Here is a 16,885-nt window from a genome sequence, read left to right as displayed (position 1 = left end):
CTGGGGGCAACAGAGATCGGAAGAATCATCCGCATGCGGAGCGATGCAAAAAAACAGCCGGAGCGATGCAAAAGAATTCCTTACTCCCATTGCGATGCTATGGGAGCCAGAAGTTAAGCGGCGCCTATATAAACCTCGCATCAAAAAAGACGACATCAGCTTTTCGCTAATGTCGTCCTCTTTTTTACTTGCTCGCTTTATATGCGCTCAAGAATTCCTTCACCTTCGCCGGATCGGCCACCAGCTCGTTGCCGGTTTTTACGATTGGGCTGACGGTGGAGTAGGCTTTGATTTTGTTATTGTTGTAGTAAGTCAAAATTTCATCCTGGTTGATGGAGTAGAGCACGGCTCTTCTCAGATCATCGCTTGTTGCCACATCACGGTTCTTCGTGTTGAACAGCAAGTAGGATACGGCGTTGCTTTCGATCGTTTGCAGCTTCAGCTTGCTGTCGCCTTTAACCACATCGTATTTCGTTTCAGGAACGCCGTAGTACAAATGAATCTCGCCGCTGCGCAGTGCGGAAAGCGTGCTGTCCGCATCCTTGATAAAGCGCACTTTCACTTGCTCGATTTTCGGTTCGTGCTCGGTGCCCTTCATGTAGCCAGGGTTTTTGAAGAAGGTCGCTTCATAGTCATTTTTGGAAGACAGAATATAAGGACCGCTGGCATACAGCGTGTTGTTATATTTGTCACCTTCGGTTACCGTGTTTTGGTCGCCGTAAGGGATGTCTTTGTTCACATCGAATTTCTCAACGTCATACGTGTTGATGGATTCCACTTGTTTCTTCGATACGATACCGGCCGATTGGTGAGCCAGGTAGTTCAACACTTGCGGGAACGGCTCGGTGGTCGTCAATTTAATGACTTGGTATTTACCGTCTTTCGTGCTTGCTTGATTCTTGTCGTCAACGAGGGAAGTGATCTTGGTATCCAAGCCGGCTTCCAGCGCATCCTTAATGCTTTCGCTGCCACCGGATACTTTGGTGTTCTCCAGTGCGCTCAGATCGGTTACAGCTTCAACCGTGTTGATATGCTCGTGAAGCGTGTAGGTGCGGTGATCCGGTACCGAATTTTTGTCTTTGGCTCTGTTCATGGAGAAGATGACATCGTCAGCGCCAACGCGCTCGCCGGAATCTTCTGCTTTTTTGTTTGTGATTTTAGCAAAGTTAATGTCGTCTCTTAGAATGAAGTAATACTCCGAGTTGCCTTCGCCAATGGCATGGTTATAAGACAGCGAGCCTTCGGATGTGATCTTGTCATCATCGGTCAGGTTGATCAGACGTACGTTCATGTTGGTGTTGATGATGTTGATGGAACCGTCATTACCCTTGATTGGATCAAGAGAAGTCAGTTCGGAGATCGATTGGGACAGAATCAGCGGCTGCGAAGCACGCTTGGATTGGTCTTTGAAATCAACGGCTTCCCAAGGAAGGGAACGGGATTTCGAGAGACGAACGGAATTTTCGTCCAGTACATCCTTGTTGAACGCTTGGCTCTTCAGGGAGATGTACAATGGTGCGATATAAGCTTTGTCTGTTACAAGACGTTGTTCCAATTGTTTGTAAGTTTCAACAGCGTCTTCTGGCGTTTGCGTAGCCGCTTGGTCGATCAGCTTGTCCACTTCTTCGTCGGACAGGATGCTGTAGTCGCCGCCGGTTTTGAACAGGGAACGAACGGCATAGTCAGGGTTACCCGTGACGGTAGTCCAGCTGGACAGCGCGATGTCGTAGTTGCCGGCATCCTGCTGTGCCTTGAAGCTGCCGTAGTCCGCCTGCAGATTCAGCTTCACGTTGAAGCCGTTCTTCGTGAGCTGGTCGCGAATGATGTTGACATCGGATTCGTTCGAGCTCATGCCAAGCAGTTCAATATTAACAGCGGATGTGTCTGTTGCTGTATCCGATGGTTCTTGCTGATTTTGCTGTGCATCATCTTTGGTTGTTACGTTGCATCCGGCCAGTACAATGACTAGCGAGAGAAACAGTAACAGCAAGGAACTCTTTTTCATTGGTGATACCCTCCTGAGTTGTATATATATAAAATATTTTTTGAAACCGATAGTTAGTGTGCCGAGGGCACGAAAAGTTTTAATCCAGTTTAGGATCCAGGGCATCCCGCAGTCCGTCGCCAAGGAAGTTGAAGGACAGGACAAGCCCAATGATGGCTAGACCCGGATAAATGGCCAAGTAGGAATGCGTCTCAAGATACGTGCTTCCGATCTTCAGGATATTCCCCCATTCCGGGATGTGCGGCTCAACGCCGAGACCCAGATAACTCAAGCTGCTCGTCGAGATGACGGCTGCACCAATGGTTAGCGTAGATTTGACAATCATGGGTGCAAGCGAGTTAGGAACAATATGCTTGAATATAATCGAGAAATTGCTGGAGCCGAAAGCTCTGGCCGCATCGACATATTCAAAGGTGGAGACCAGGAGCACGTTCGCCCTCATGGTTCTCGCATAAGTCGGAATTGCGCCTACGCTGAGCGCCAGGATGAGATTGACGGTGTTGGCTCCGAATGCAGCAATGATCGCAATGGCGAGCAGGATGCCCGGAATGGCGTACAGCACGTCCAGCAAACGCATGATGATGTTGTCGGTATGGCGGCCATAGTAGCCGGAGATGGCACCGAGAACACCGCCGATGACAACCGGGATCGCTGTAGAGGCAAATCCGACGATCAGCGAGATTCGGGCACCGAATACGATTCGGGAGAACAAATCCCGGCCGAAGTTGTCCGTACCGAATGGGTACACAAGGCTTGGCGGCTGCAGGATGGCACTGTAATTGTTATCGATCGCGATGCTGTAATCAAAGGTAAACAGACTGCTTACCGACAGACAGAACAGGAAGATCACAAAGAACAGTCCGGACATGGCCGCCTGGTTGGCAGTAAGCTTCACCCACACGTCACCCCAGCGGGTCATCGCCGGATTGCCGTTCTTGCGTATTTTCGCAAGCAGGTTGATGCCGAGCACCAAGGCAAAAATATTACCCGTCACCGCAGTCAGAATGAGCGGAAAGGCAAGCCAGGCCATCCGGGGAGGTGCAGAATTCGTTGTAACATATCGGGCAACGAGTATAAGCGCGATCAGCTGAATGACTGCAATAATCAGAAGCAAGGCCATCGCTGGCAGGAATGTATTCGAGACGTAAGGCTTGAACAGATTCAGTGCCGAGACCGCAATGACAAACAGCTGGGTTAACAGCATGTAGACGGCAATTGTATATTCAGGAGGCTTCTGTTTTTTTATCAGATTGAAACCGAACGTGACGGTAAACAGATTTCCTGTGACAATGCTCAGCAGCTGAATGTATCCCAGGATCCTTGTCGAGCGCCGGATTTCTCCCTGGCTTTGAAGATCTCTGCGGATCAACAGCGTAATGATGATCTGAATGATGGTGAACAATGCATATGCCGCAAAGGCGGCGAACACCCACGGTTTGATGGTTCCCCCAGTGAAATCAAAGCTGTTCAGAAGCAGGATCACCGTTAAGGTCAAAGAAATAACCCATGTGAAGCTGGCTTGACTGTACTCGTGTGAGGATTTCAGCTGGTGTTTGGTTTCTTGTTTAGAAAGAAGCTTCTTGATCATGAGTACACCTGCTTTAGTATTGTTTCATCTTGGACCTGATCCGTGGATCGAAGAACGCGTACAAGATATCAATGATGACGTTCACCAGCGATATGGTAATGGCGGTGTAAACGACGCCGCCCATAATGGCCGGGATGTCAGGGATGAATTGTTTATCGACGATGTAGCTGCCGATTCCGCTGATGTTGAATACCTTCTCCGTAACGGCAGAGCCGCCGAGCATTCCGCCGAACTGAAGTCCGATGACCGTAATGATCGGAATGATGGCGTTGCGGACAGCATGCTTCATCAGAATGGTGCCCTTGCTGAGCCCCTTCGCTCTGGCCGTGATCATGTAATCTTCATTAATAACCTCCAGCGTAGAGGAGCGCGTCATTCTCGCTACCGAAGCGGTAAGTCCGGTACCGAGCACGATCACCGGCATGATCATGGACAACCAGTTCTCAGGGTTAAAGGTGGCGGGGAGCCACTGCAGCTTGATCGAGAAATTCAGGATGAAGATCAGTCCCTGCCAGAAGTTTGGAATGGACAGCCCGATCAGCGCAATAAACATAAACGTATAATCAAAAAACGAATTCGGTCTCGTAGCCGAGATAATCCCGATCGGCAATGCGATCACAATCGCGATAATCAGGGAAATGACCGTAAGCGTCAGCGTAATCGGGAACTTTCTGGCGATGCTTGAAGTAATCTCTTCATTGCCCGAGAAGGATTTGCCGAGATCGAAGTAGGCGATTCCCTTAATGTTGTTCCACAGCTGCGTGAGATAGCCCTGATCCAGTCCGTGCATTTTGTTAAAAGCCGCGATCTGTTCCGGCGTTGCCGTCTCGCCCAGAATGTTGGCCGCCGGGTTGAACGGCGACAAGTGGAGAATCGTAAAGACGAGCACCGCTACCCCGAAGATAACGAAGATCGTCATCACGAGTCTCTCCAGAATATATTTCAGGTAAGGATTGCTGTACAAAAAAATAAGGATGTACATCAGCAAGCCCGGAATAAGTGATATAATGAAGAACAACGGATTCTCGATGAGAGAACCAAACGTATCGGCCATGGTCAACCGTTTCCGGTTGCTCAGTTTCAGTTCCTTGACAGTCCGTTCCTTAAGGACTTCCCGGAATCTTGCTTCTACGATTTTGTCGACTTCCTGCCGAAGCTGCCCCTCATTGACTTTTTGCTTGAAGAAGTCGTGCTTGCGCTTCTGCTGCTCCATAATCTCGGAGCGAAGGGCCTCCAGATCTCCGGCAGCCAGCATCTCGCTGCGTATGCGGTTCTCAGCCGCCGCGTAGTCGTCCTTCTTTCTCTGAACCAAATAAAATAGGAAGACCACGAGATTCACGGGCGCTCCCAATAATAATAGTAAATATCTATAAGAAGGATTCAGAAGGATCTTACTGTATGTGCTGCTTATCGAACCTATGAGTCTGTTTGGTCTTGCTGCTTCTGTCCCCCCCATAAGCTGCCTTTCCTCCTTGTTTCAAATTGCATTATTCCGAGTGATATAGTATATTTTATTTTAGCCTATTTTAAAAGTCAATAGATTATAAGAGTTGTAGATGATATTACTTTAATGACATAAACGCATAATGGCAGGTGAGCAGAGTTGGAACCGATATTGCAGGTTAGAAATTTGAGTGTAGCCTTTCAATCCCGTGATTCAGAATTTCACGCGGTGCGTGGGGTCAGCTTTGAAGTGAAGAAAGGGGAAACGCTCGGAATCGTTGGGGAATCGGGAAGCGGCAAAAGCGTCACCGCACGCTCGATCATGCGGCTGCTGCCTTCCCCGCCTTCTTATATGAAGGATGGGGAGATTCTGTTCCTTGGCCAGAACCTGGCGGAGAAAACCGAGAAAGAGATGGAGAGCATCCGCGGTCGCGATATCGGGATGATTTTTCAGGATCCGATGACCTCGCTTAATCCGACGATCCGAATCGGGGAACAAATATCAGAGAGCCTGGTCAAACACCAGAAGCTGTCCAAGCAGGAAGCGAAGCAGCAGGCGCTTGAGATGCTGAAGCTGGTCGGCATCCCGAACAGCGAAGCGCGTTATAATCAATATCCGCACGAGTTCTCGGGCGGCATGCGGCAGCGGGTGATGATCGCCATCGCCCTGGCGTGCAGACCTGCGCTGCTGATCGCGGACGAGCCGACGACGGCGCTTGACGTAACCATTCAGGCCCAGATCCTCAATCTGATGAAAAATATGCAGGATCGCTTCGGTTCTTCCATTATATTGATCACGCATGACCTCGGCGTTGTTGCGGGCATGTGCGACCGTGTGGCGGTAATGAAGGACGGCGTGATTGTCGAGACGGGAACGACGGAGGAAATTTTCGAGAACCCTCAGCATCCCTACACCTTGAAGCTGTTAAACGCGCTTCCGCGCCTGGACGAGAAGAAGAAAGCGAAGCCCGCGCCGATCATCGTGCCAAGCACGGATTACAAGGGACCTCTGTTAGAGGTTAAATCCTTGAAGCAGTATTTTGATATGGGCAAAGGTAATGTGCTTAAAGCGGTGAATGATATCAGCTTTCACATTCAGGCTGGGGAAACGCTCGGGGTTGTCGGGGAATCCGGCAGCGGAAAATCGACGACGGGACGAGCCATCCTTCGCCTTCACCAGCCAACAGGCGGAGAAGTGCTGTATCAAGGAATGTCCGTAAATCGACTTTCTCCTTCGGAAATGAAGGCCATGCGGCGCCATATGCAGATGATTTTCCAGGATCCGTATGCCTCGCTCAACCCGAGATTGAAGGTGGTGGACATTATCGGCGAAGCGCTGGATGTCCACAAATTGACCGGCAGTAAGCAGGAGCGGAAGAAACGGGTCGAGGAGCTGCTGGATATGGTCGGATTGGATCCGGCCTATGCCACGCGCTACCCGCATGAATTCTCCGGAGGCCAGCGCCAGCGAATCGGGATTGCCCGGGCGCTTGCGGTGGAGCCGAAATTCATCGTGTGCGATGAGCCGCTCTCCGCGCTCGACGTGTCGATCCAATCGCAGATCGTGAAGCTGCTGGAGGAACTGCAGCATCGTCTGGGCTTGACCTATCTGTTTATTGCGCACGACCTGTCGATGGTGAAGCATATCAGCGATCGCGTTGCCGTTATGTATATGGGCAAAATCGTGGAGCTGGCTGAAAGCGAAGAGCTGTACTCCAATCCGCAGCATGATTATACGAAGTCCTTGCTCGCGGCGATTCCGGTACCCGATCCGAAGATCGAATCCAAGAAGAAACGGGTACTGCTGGAAGAGCGCACCGGTGAGGACAAATATAACCTCGAGCATTCGGAGCTTGTGGAAGTATCGGAAGGCCATTGGGTGGCCATGCCAACCGGAGCTTAATCGAACTATAACAGAACCTGTCCCGATTTTGGGGCAGGTTTTTATATGAGTAAATAAGAATAAACTTCAGATGCTTATTAGCATCCTGATCTCACAAGAAAAGCTTCCGCTTAAAGCGGACTGTCTCCTGAGAAGATGCGTAGATACACGTTGTTCTCTTCCAATGAGTCATGCCAAAAAATTCGCTCATAAATCGACGATTTGCATGGTACATAAAAAGGAATTGAGCCCTGCATGGCAAATATTTAATGCTAGGAAGCGTTCTCACGAGAAATGAGCCTACGGATTTCCAATTGTACGTACATTAGCAACATACCGATGAGGAGGAAGTGGAATGAATCGTTTGCAGCAAGGGGATGTCGTATTATTTCAAGGAGACAGCATTACGGATTGCGGTCGCGACCGGAACTTTTCCGGCAGCTTGGGGAACGGATACCCGCTATTGATTGACTCGTTGTTCGGCATGAAATTTCCTGAGTTAAACGTAACCTTTTTGAATAGAGGGATCAGCGGAAACCGGGTCGTCGACTTGAATGCTAGATGGCAGGAGGATTGCCTGGACTTGAAACCGGACTGGGTATCCATCTATATCGGAATCAATGACACTTGGCGCCGGTATGATAGCGGGGACCCGACAAGCACCGAGGATTACAAAGCCGGCTACCGTAAATTGATCGAACGCACCAAAGGGGCGCTTGACGCCAAGCTGATTCTGGTTGAGCCGTTCGTGCTGCCGCATCCGGAGGATCGCAGAGTTTGGCGCGAGGATCTGGATCCGAAGATCACGGCCGTTCGCGAATTAGCAGTGGAATACGGGGCGCTGCTGGTGCCGCTGGACGGATTGTTTGCTGCGGCGTCGGCGCGCCGCGAAGCTGCCTACTGGGCGCCGGACGGCGTGCATCCGTCACCGGCCGGACACGGGCTGATCGCGAAGGCTTGGCTTGAAACGATGGGCGTTCGTTTGGATTAATTCATTTATCAGCGAAAAGCGGAATGCAAATGCTGCAGGATAAGCTTGGGTGAGCTGATCGATTAGGATGGGTAAAGAGCTCGGGGGGTGAATCACTGCCTTCCCGAGCTCTTTTTTTTTCTGATAGGATTTGCACGGGATATGAAATATGAGAAAGCCGCTTCCGATACATATCAAATGGGCTGGCGTTTGGAATGAAAGCGTCCAGAAGGCAGAACGAGAGTTAGAAATAACTTTCATTTTTTTTGCCATTGTGGTGTAATGCATTAAAGCGAGAAAATAAGGGTTGACGCCTCTAATTAAATCCTATAGGATTACTTGTATTAATTAGTATAGTCCTTTTAACGGAAAACAGGGGGAGAGAGAACATGAGAGGCAGTAAACACGTAAGGAAATTAACCGCGCTGGTGCTAGCGTTTATGATTGTCTTAACCGGCTGTGCTGAATCGGGCAGCGGCGGCGGTAGTGGAGCAGGCAATCTGGCGGACAAGGTCGAGAACCTGCCGGCAGGCATTGCCGAGAAGGATCCGGTGAAATTGATGGTCGTCCGGAAAATCGGGGGCGATGATCATACGGCGCAATTTTTGGCAGGCGCGAAGCAGGAAGGCGAGGCTCTCGGGTTTAAGGTAGATACCTTCTCGGCGAACGGGGATTCCGCTAAATTCCACGATGCGATCGCCCAAGCCATTGACAGCGATTACGATGGATTTATCATTTCGCATGGAGATGATCCCGCATCCGTTCAAGACGTGAAGAAGATTACGGATAAAGGAATTCCTGTCGTTACCTTTGACTCCTTGCCGGAGATCGGCGACATTGCAGGGGTAACCCAGACGTCGCAGGATGATGAGCAGCTGGCGAAGCTGGCACTGGACAAGCTGGTCGAAGAGCAAGGGCCGGAAGCCAACATCGTCTACCTCTGGGTGGACGGATTCCCGCCGATGGTACGACGTAATGCCGTATACCAGGAAACGCTGAAGAACAATCCGGGCATCAAGGAAGTGGAGCGTTTCGGCGTGGCGAGCGACCAGACTTCGCTGGAAACGCAAAATGCGGTATCCGCCATCCTGACGAAGTATCCGAAGGGCGAAATCGATGCGATCTTCGCAACCTGGGATGCGTTCGCCATCGGCGCAGCCAGAGCGCTGGAGGAAGCGGGACGCACCGAGGTCAAGATTTACGGCATCGACGTATCCAACGCGGACCTGGAGCTGATCCAGAAGCCGGACAGCCCTTGGGTGGCTACCGCAGCCGTAGATCCGAAAACGATCGGCGCGATCAACGTCCGTTTGCTTGCTAAAAAGATTGCCGGCGAGGAAACGCCTGCCACGGTCAATCTGGAGCCTGTATTGATCGAGCGCTCCAGCCTTGAGGGTGCAGCCGAAGCAGTCAACATGGTCAACCTGGCGGATATTATCCCTAGCTGGGGGACGAGCACCGAATTCGAAGAGGACTGGATGAAGGCGTTGAAAGAAGCAAGCGGCAAATAAACAGCATTATTCATACAGGCGCTCTTGTCGGTTTTCGATAAGGGCGCCCTATCCTATTTGAAGGGAAGAATACACTTGCGAAGCGTTATGGAGCCAACAACTGCCACATCGACCGACGTGTCGGATTCGGCACCCTTACTTCAAATGAAGCATATCTCAATCTCTTTTCCAGGCGTTAAGGCGTTAATCGATGTTGACTTTCAGACGGTCGCAGGAACAGCACATGCATTAATTGGCGCGAATGGCGCAGGGAAATCTACATTAATGAAGATTCTATCGGGTGCTTACAACCATTATGAGGGCGAGATCTGGATCGATGGGAGCAAGGCAGACATCCGTTCCCCGAAGGAAGCGAAGGATCTGGGCATTCAGATCGTCTATCAAGAGGTGGATACGGCGCTCATTCCGAACCTGACGGTCGGAGAGAACATTATGCTCGACCGGACGGTTCACGATATGGGCAAGCGGCACCTGATCCGCTGGAAGGAGCTCCATCAGGAAGCTGAGTCGATTCTTGCACGGATGAACATCCGGGTTCCCGGCAAGAAGCTGATCTCGGAGCTGACGCTGGCGGAGAAGCAGATGGTGCTGATCGCAAGAGCCGTCTCCAAGCAGTGCCGGATTCTGGTTCTGGACGAGCCGACCGCGCCGCTCAGCCACAGCGAGACAGATCAGCTGTTCAAGCTGGTGCGCAAGCTGAAGCAGGATGGGGTTGGCATTATTTTCATCTCGCACCGCCTGCCGGAGCTGTATGAAATCTGCGATGATATTACGATCATGCGGGATGGTCAGCTGGTGAAGAGTGACCGCATTGCGAATATCGACCAGCCCAAAGTGGTGGAGTACATGCTGGGCTCCAGGATGGAGCAGCAGTTTCCCCATAGCCAGCGAGAGATCGGCTCCGTCTGCTTCGAGGTGAAGAACATGTTCGACCCAGGCAAAATCAACAGTGTTGACCTGCACATACGCAAGGGAGAAATCGTCGGCTTGGCCGGGCTGGTCGGGGCCGGGAAAACGGAGCTGTGCCGGGCGATATTCGGACCGAGGAACGCCGACGCGAAGGCGTCTTCGTGGAAGAGCCGGTGTCCGTCAATTTAACGGCTGCGGTGCTGTCCCGTTTTTCCAGATGGGGATCCTGGCTTAGCTTCGGCAAGGAAAAGCGGGCGGCGAGGGAGATTATCGAGTCGCTCGGAATAAAGACCCCGAACGAGCGGGCCCGAGTGAGAAACCTGTCCGGGGGCAACCAGCAGAAGGTGGCAATCGGCAAATGGCTGCTGGTCGACGCCGATGTGTATATTTTTGATGAGCCGACCAAAGGGGTTGACGTTGGCGCGAAGCGGGACATTTTTCATCTGGTGGCCGAGCTGGCCAAGCGGGGGAAGTGCGTGCTGTACGCCTCCAGCGAGCTGTCCGAAATCGTTGGCATCACGGATCGGGTGTATGTGATGTATGACGGCGGCATCACGAAGGAGCTGACGACGCAGTCATCCAACGAAGAGGAACTATTGCTTTACTGCACAGGAGGCGGATTAACATGAATACRGCAAGACCAATTAAGGAGAAGCCGGCGGCTAGTTTCGCTTTTGATTTTCTATATAAATACGGCACGTTGATCACGGTATTTGCACTTGTTCTCGTATTCGGGACCGTCGCCGACAACTTTTTGAATACAAGCAACATTATTAACATACTCCGTTCGATCTCGATCGTGACGATTATTGCCGTGGGACTGACCGTATCGCTGGCCGTGGGCGGCTTTGACCTGTCCGTCGGCTCAACGGCGTCACTGGCGAACGCGCTCGTTATTTCCATGTTCGTCTGGCACGGGCAACATATCGGCATCGGCATCGGCCTCACGCTGCTGTTCTGTCTGGTCGTCGGGCTGATCAACGCGTTTCTGGTCATCAATTTCAAGATCGACGACATGCTGATGACCCTGGCGACGATGTTTATCTTCCAGGGCATTGCCTTGACATATACACGGGGCGCTACCATTTCCCAGAATATGATCCTGCCGAGCGGAGATTTTGCCACGGGTAAAATTCCGGCGGTGTTTGAGAAGATCGGGCAGGTGCCATGGATCATTATCATCATGGTCCTCGTGGTCCTCGTGGTCCATCTGTTCCTGACCTATACCAAACACGGACGGTATATGTACATGATCGGAGGCAACCGAGAAGCGGCAGCTTTATCCGGGATTCCGGTGAGCAAATACCGTTTGATTGCATACCTGGTCTCCGCATTGTTTGCCGCCATCGGCGGGATTATCCTTGGGGCTCGCGTCATGACGGCCGAGGTGGGCTCCGGCGGACCTTATCTGATGGATGCCGTCGCTGCGACCTTCATCGGATACTCCGTATTCGGAGCCGGCAAGCCGAACGCGCTCGGGACCTTTGTCGGCGCCGTTTTGATCGGCATATTGCAAAACGGTCTGATCATGCTGTCCGTGCCGTATTATGCAATGGATATCGTGAAGGGCTCGGTGCTGGCGTTGGCGCTTGCCTTAACTTACTATAAGAAGAGACATTGATGGCTAAGCGGCACGTATTTTGACCAACCTGTTCCATTCATCCTTATCAAGACCATCCCTCCGGTTATTCGCTCTGGAGTGGGTGGTCTTTTTTCATAGCCGGCTGCATTCTGGCAGGTTATCCACGATTTGGTTAGGTAGTTGACGGACTGAACTTTTATTGACTATCCTTGTAGAAGACTGATTTAATTGTACATACATTTGTCTCTTACAGAGAGAAAGGGGACTCATCATGAAAAAAACAACCTTTATACAACCGGATCCCAAGGCTTGGCTGGACACGTTTCACTTTGAAATTCCGATAAAGATAAGGTACTGCGAAACGGATATGCTGGGTCATGTCAATAACGTCAGTTATTTCATGTATTTTGAGCAGGGACGCATTGAGTATTTCGAGAACCTGGGATTGACCGAGGATCTGTTCAGCAAACAAAAGGTGTCGGTGGTTGCGGATCTGGAATGCCAGTATCTTGCTCAACTGTATCTGAAGGACCCGCTTAAGCTTCATGTCCGGGTGGCTGAGATCGGGCGCTCCTCCATGGACGTCCAGTATGCGATCGTGGTGGACGGCACCTTAAAAGCAGCCGGTCGCGGAACCATTGTGCTCATCGACACCGCGACAGGTAAGAGTACGCCGATTCCGGATTCGGCACGCGAGCGGATTTCGACTTTTGAAGGATGGATGTAACGTAATGTGAAAGATCACTTATTATCAGATGAGAAGGGAAGGGATTAGGGATGAACATCCGTTTTGCCGTTATCGGCACAAACTGGATTACCGAGCGGTTTCTCCAAGCCGCTCTGGAGACGGAAGAATTTATACTTGCTGCCGTATACTCCCGTACGGAAGAGAAGGGCAGGGCTTTCGCGGCGAAGTACGCGGATCCCAAAGTGTATACGGATCTTGTGACGATGCTGCAGGATGACGAGATTGACGCAGTGTACATTGCGAGTCCGAATTCCTATCACGTAGATCAGGCGATATTATGCATGAACTACGGGAAGCATGTTCTGTGCGAGAAGCCGATGGCTTCTAACGCAGCCGAAGTGTCCGCCATGATAGAAGCAGCGAAGAATAACAACGTTCTGCTCATGGAAGCCCTGAAGTCGACGTTGATGCCGAATTTCAAGACCGTTAGGGACAACCTGTACAAGCTGGGTCCGATTCGGCGTTATTTTGCAAGCTATTGCCAATATTCTTCCCGTTACGATGCTTTCAAGCAGGGGACGGTGCTCAATGCGTTTAACCCCGAATATTCCAACGGCTCTCTTATGGATCTGGGGATTTATTGCCTGTATCCGATGGTCACCCTGTTCGGCAAACCGGACTCCGTCAAAGCTTCCGGTTATATGCTATCCTCCGGGGTTGATGGCGAGGGCAGCCTGCTGTTGTCCTATCCCGAGATGGATGCCGTGATCATGCACTCCAAGATCAGCGATTCCTATGCCCCTGCCGAAATCCAGGGCGAGAACGGCACGATGATTATCGACAAGATCAATCAGCCTTACGATGTGAAGATTCATTACAGAGACGGCACCATTGAGAACGTGACCCAGCTGCAGACCCATGAATCGATGTATTATGAAGCCCGGGAATTTATCGATTTAATCCAATGCGGCGAACGGGAAAGTGCAATCAATACCCATGCCAACTCCCTCATTACGGCCGAAATCATGCAGGAGGCCAGACGCCAGGTAGGACTGCGGTTTCCGGCCGATTCCCGGACCGATATATGATATTTGTCATACTCCCGAAATGACGTTTATGACTACGACGTGCGTGACATTCTATCTATAATTAGATTAGACAAGTGCGTGATGCATGTATAACGTCCTTGCGCCATTTCGAGGAGGAAGACAACTATGGCTAAACCCGATAACAAACTATCCAGCTTGAAAAAGAACGTTGCCCCTTATGAAGAAATTGACACAAAGGCGAGTATAGGTCAGCTTTTCAATACACTGGTTCCCTTGATATTGCTATGGTATGCAGCCTATTTAAGTTTATCCGTATCATACTGGCTGACCATGCCCATAGCGATTATTGCATCGGGATTTGTTGTTCGGACGTTTATCATATTCCATGACTGTTGTCACGGATCTTTCTTTAAAAGCCGCCGGGCGAACAAAATTCTCGGCACGATTACAGGCGTTATTACTTTGTGTCCTTACGAACAATGGAAGAACACGCACGCGATTCATCACGCGACGAGCAGCAACCTCGATAAGCGGGGAATCGGCGATATGTGGGTATTGACCGTTGAAGAGTATGGGGCCGCTTCCTTTTGGCAGCGTCTATACTACCGGGTTTACCGTAATCCGATCGTGATGTTTGGACTGGGTCCTATTGCTATTTTTCTGATAACCTACCGTTTTAACCGTAAAGGTGCGAGACGCAAGGAGAAGATCAGTAATTATATAACGAATATTTCGATTGTTGCGCTGTATGCATTGCTGTGCTGGGCGATTGGATGGCAGGCATTCCTGCTCGTTCAAGCTCCTATATTCATGGTATCGGGGATGCTTGGCATTTGGTTGTTCTATGTACAGCATCAATTCGAAGAAACGTACTATGAGCATGATGAAGAGTGGAGTTATATCAATGCAGCCGTAGAAGGCAGCTCTTATTACAAACTTCCGAAGGTCCTGCAATGGATCACGGGCAACATCGGCTTCCATCACGTTCACCATCTTAGCCCGAAGGTTCCTAATTACAACCTGGAGAAGGCGCATGAAGCCGCTCCTCCGCTGCAAAAGGCAACAACGATTACACTGAAGACCAGTTTGAAGTCTATACGTTTCCGTCTGTGGGATGAAGAGAAAAAGGTGTTTGTCACATTTAGGGAAGCAAAGAAGTCGCTCCGTAAACCGCAGGAATCGGTATTGGCGAAAGCCGAGAAGAGCCTGGCGAGCACCAGACGCAGAGTGCAGGGCGAGTAATTCTTTGCGGCTACGAGGTTATAATAGAAATGAATAAGAATACGCGTTAGGCAGAAATAAGGACGAAGCTTGAACCGACAGAAGGTGGGACTCCATGCAGAAATGGTATCAGATATTTCATAAAAGTACGGGGCTGAGCCCTTATGTATGGGTCGTTTTCTATATCCTTCCGTTCTATTTCATCTTCCGGTCGACTTCTACCTATCAGGTCGTCTTCGGCACTCTGATGATTGTGATGTTCTTTGCCTTTTATGTGCTTTCATTTCTGGCCAAAGGCTGGCTCGTCTACTTCTGGACGAGTCTGCAAATTCTGATATCGATTACGATGTCATTGGTATTCGGGTATATCTATTTCTCGTTATTCCTCGCGTTTTTCATCGGGAACATCAAGAATAAGGCCGGGTTTATCACGCTGTATTCGATCCATCTGGTCACGACCATCATTACGGTCAATTATGGATTGTTAACGCGGAATCCGTTCTTTATCACACAGCTGCCATTTATGCTAGTCAGTGTAGTCGGGGTTATTCTGCTGCCCGTGACGAACTATAACCGGAACAAGAATGATCAGCTGCAGGGTCAGCTGGAGGATGCCAACAAACGGATTTCGGAACTGGTGAAGCTGGAGGAACGTCAGCGGATTGCCCGCGATTTGCATGATACGCTTGGACAGAAGCTGTCTCTTATTGGCCTCAAAAGTGATTTGGCCGGTAAATTGATGACGCAAGATACGGAAAGAGCCCAGGCCGAAATCAACGATGTGCGCCAGACGGCCAGAACGGCACTCCAGGAAGTGCGTGAGATGGTGACACGGATGCGGGGGACCCGGCTCACGGATGAAATTTTCCGCATACAGCAAATTCTAAAGGCTGCCCAGATTGAATTAACCTTTGAGGGAACGTTAGAGCCGGAAAATCTGTCGTTAATGAATGAAAATGTGATCAGCATGTGCCTGAAAGAGGCCGTGAATAACATAGTGAAACATAGCAATGCTACGGCTTGCTCCATTGTCATCGAATCCACGGAAACGGATCTGGTTGCGAGGGTGAAGGATAATGGAACAGGGTTCGTGACCGATGCGAGAAACCGCGGAAATGGACTGCGGGGAATGAGAGAGCGGCTTGAATTCGTAAACGGAAGCATGGAGCTCACTTCCGGCGAGGGGACTACGCTGGTCCTACGTGTACCTAATGTGCTCAGAATGCCGGATAAGGAGGCGGGAATATGATCCGAATTGTCATAGCCGAAGATCAGCGATTGCTGCTTGGAGCCCTGGCCTCACTGCTTGATCTGGAAGAAGATATGCAGGTGGTCGGGACGGCAGGTAATGGGAAGGATGCCGTACAGCTTGTCAAACTTCATAAACCGGATATCTGCATCATGGATATTGAGATGCCGATGATGAACGGACTTGAAGCGGCTGAAGAACTAAAGGGCTCTGGCTGCAAGGTGATGATCTTGACAACCTTTGCCCGGCCGGGGTATTTCGAGCGTGCCGTGAAGGCCGGCGCCAACGCCTACCTCCTTAAAGACAGCCCGAGCGAGGAACTGGCGGCATCCATTCGGAGCATTATGGCCGGCAGACGAATATACGCCTCCGAGCTGGTGGATGAAGCGTATTCCGGCGAAGAGAATCCGCTGACGGAGCGGGAAAAGGAAGTGCTGAGCCTGATTGCGGACGGCAAGAATACGAAGGAAATTGCCAATCAGCTGTTTATTACAACGGGCACCGTGCGGAATTATATTTCCGTTATTCTTGATAAGCTTGGCGTCAGCAACCGGATCGAAGCGATCACGCGTTTTAAAGAAAAAGGTTGGTTTAAATAATCATCCGAAAATAGCCGGAAGCCCCGTGGTTGTGAACTGTGACCCCAATTGTGGAGGATTTATAAAAAACAGCCTGGACTTAACTAGCAAGCAGATGGCCTCTGAATTCGTCAGGGGTCATCTTTTTTAATGTCCATTGGTATCGCTCAGCATTGTAGTAACTTATGTAACTTATGTAATCAGCAACAC

The 16,885-nt window shown here is 50.6% G+C and carries 13 protein-coding genes and 1 pseudogene; 10 read left to right on the top strand and 4 right to left on the bottom strand.

What is annotated here, in order from left to right:
- Positions 1-184: 184 nt before the first annotated feature.
- The 3 genes from ACPV3A_RS22705 to ACPV3A_RS22695 form a co-directional block, all read right to left on the bottom strand.
- Complete coding sequence (locus ACPV3A_RS22705; protein WP_260067036.1) at positions 185-2,005, bottom strand: ABC transporter substrate-binding protein; 1,821 nt, start codon at positions 2,003-2,005, stop codon at positions 185-187.
- A gap of 79 nt (positions 2,006-2,084) precedes the next feature.
- The gene (locus ACPV3A_RS22700) at positions 2,085-3,593 is read right to left on the bottom strand and encodes an ABC transporter permease (RefSeq protein ID WP_426201334.1); all 1,509 of its coding nucleotides are present in this window, start codon (positions 3,591-3,593) and stop codon (positions 2,085-2,087) included.
- 13 nt (positions 3,594-3,606) lie between these two features.
- Entirely contained in the window at positions 3,607-5,049 is a 1,443-nt protein-coding gene (locus ACPV3A_RS22695) for an ABC transporter permease (RefSeq protein WP_220686304.1), read from the bottom strand.
- A 147-nt stretch (positions 5,050-5,196) separates the two neighbouring features.
- Between ACPV3A_RS22695 and ACPV3A_RS22690 the strand changes: the two genes are divergently transcribed.
- From ACPV3A_RS22690 to ACPV3A_RS22645, 10 genes and pseudogenes are all read left to right on the top strand, one after another.
- The gene (locus ACPV3A_RS22690; RefSeq protein ID WP_426201332.1) at positions 5,197-6,939 is read left to right on the top strand and encodes a dipeptide ABC transporter ATP-binding protein; all 1,743 of its coding nucleotides are present in this window, start codon (positions 5,197-5,199) and stop codon (positions 6,937-6,939) included.
- 334 nt (positions 6,940-7,273) lie between these two features.
- On the top strand, positions 7,274-7,909 hold the full coding sequence (locus ACPV3A_RS22685; protein WP_194541284.1) for an SGNH/GDSL hydrolase family protein: 636 nt from the start codon (positions 7,274-7,276) through the stop codon (positions 7,907-7,909).
- 368 nt (positions 7,910-8,277) lie between these two features.
- Positions 8,278-9,399: a sugar ABC transporter substrate-binding protein gene (locus ACPV3A_RS22680; protein WP_426201330.1), complete on the top strand. Its 1,122-nt coding sequence runs from the start codon at positions 8,278-8,280 to the stop codon at positions 9,397-9,399.
- Between the two features lie 144 nt (positions 9,400-9,543).
- Positions 9,544-10,937 (top strand): annotated as a pseudogene (locus ACPV3A_RS22675) (sugar ABC transporter ATP-binding protein).
- The gene (locus ACPV3A_RS22670) at positions 10,934-11,929 is read left to right on the top strand and encodes an ABC transporter permease (protein ID WP_426201328.1); all 996 of its coding nucleotides are present in this window, start codon (positions 10,934-10,936) and stop codon (positions 11,927-11,929) included. The pseudogene ACPV3A_RS22675 and the gene ACPV3A_RS22670 overlap by 4 nt, the downstream one beginning before the upstream one ends.
- A 232-nt stretch (positions 11,930-12,161) precedes the next feature.
- Positions 12,162-12,617 carry an acyl-CoA thioesterase gene (locus ACPV3A_RS22665; protein WP_194541285.1) on the top strand — a complete coding sequence of 152 codons (456 nt, stop codon included), beginning with the start codon at positions 12,162-12,164 and terminating at the stop codon, positions 12,615-12,617.
- Between the two features lie 50 nt (positions 12,618-12,667).
- Positions 12,668-13,666: a Gfo/Idh/MocA family protein gene (locus ACPV3A_RS22660; RefSeq protein ID WP_194541286.1), complete on the top strand. Its 999-nt coding sequence runs from the start codon at positions 12,668-12,670 to the stop codon at positions 13,664-13,666.
- Positions 13,667-13,792: 126 nt separating this feature from the next.
- Entirely contained in the window at positions 13,793-14,869 is a 1,077-nt protein-coding gene (locus ACPV3A_RS22655; protein WP_426201325.1) for a fatty acid desaturase, read from the top strand.
- 94 nt (positions 14,870-14,963) lie between these two features.
- Positions 14,964-16,097, top strand: a complete 1,134-nt coding sequence (locus ACPV3A_RS22650; protein WP_326095528.1) for a sensor histidine kinase — start codon at positions 14,964-14,966, stop codon at positions 16,095-16,097.
- On the top strand, positions 16,094-16,696 hold the full coding sequence (locus tag ACPV3A_RS22645) for a response regulator (protein ID WP_426201322.1): 603 nt from the start codon (positions 16,094-16,096) through the stop codon (positions 16,694-16,696). The genes ACPV3A_RS22650 and ACPV3A_RS22645 overlap by 4 nt, the downstream gene beginning before the upstream one ends.
- Before the next feature lie 79 nt (positions 16,697-16,775).
- Here the strand turns inward: ACPV3A_RS22645 and ACPV3A_RS22640 are convergent, their stop codons facing one another.
- Complete coding sequence (locus tag ACPV3A_RS22640) at positions 16,776-16,862, bottom strand: IS3 family transposase (RefSeq protein WP_426201422.1); 87 nt, start codon at positions 16,860-16,862, stop codon at positions 16,776-16,778.
- Between the last annotated feature and the right edge of the window lie 23 nt (positions 16,863-16,885).

Origin of the sequence: Paenibacillus sp. Dod16, assembly GCF_049893405.1 — a bacterium.
Lineage (GTDB): Bacteria > Bacillota > Bacilli > Paenibacillales > Paenibacillaceae > Paenibacillus_AQ.
Note: the sequence above shows the minus strand (reverse complement) of the source record. Positions and strands in the feature narration are given on the sequence as shown.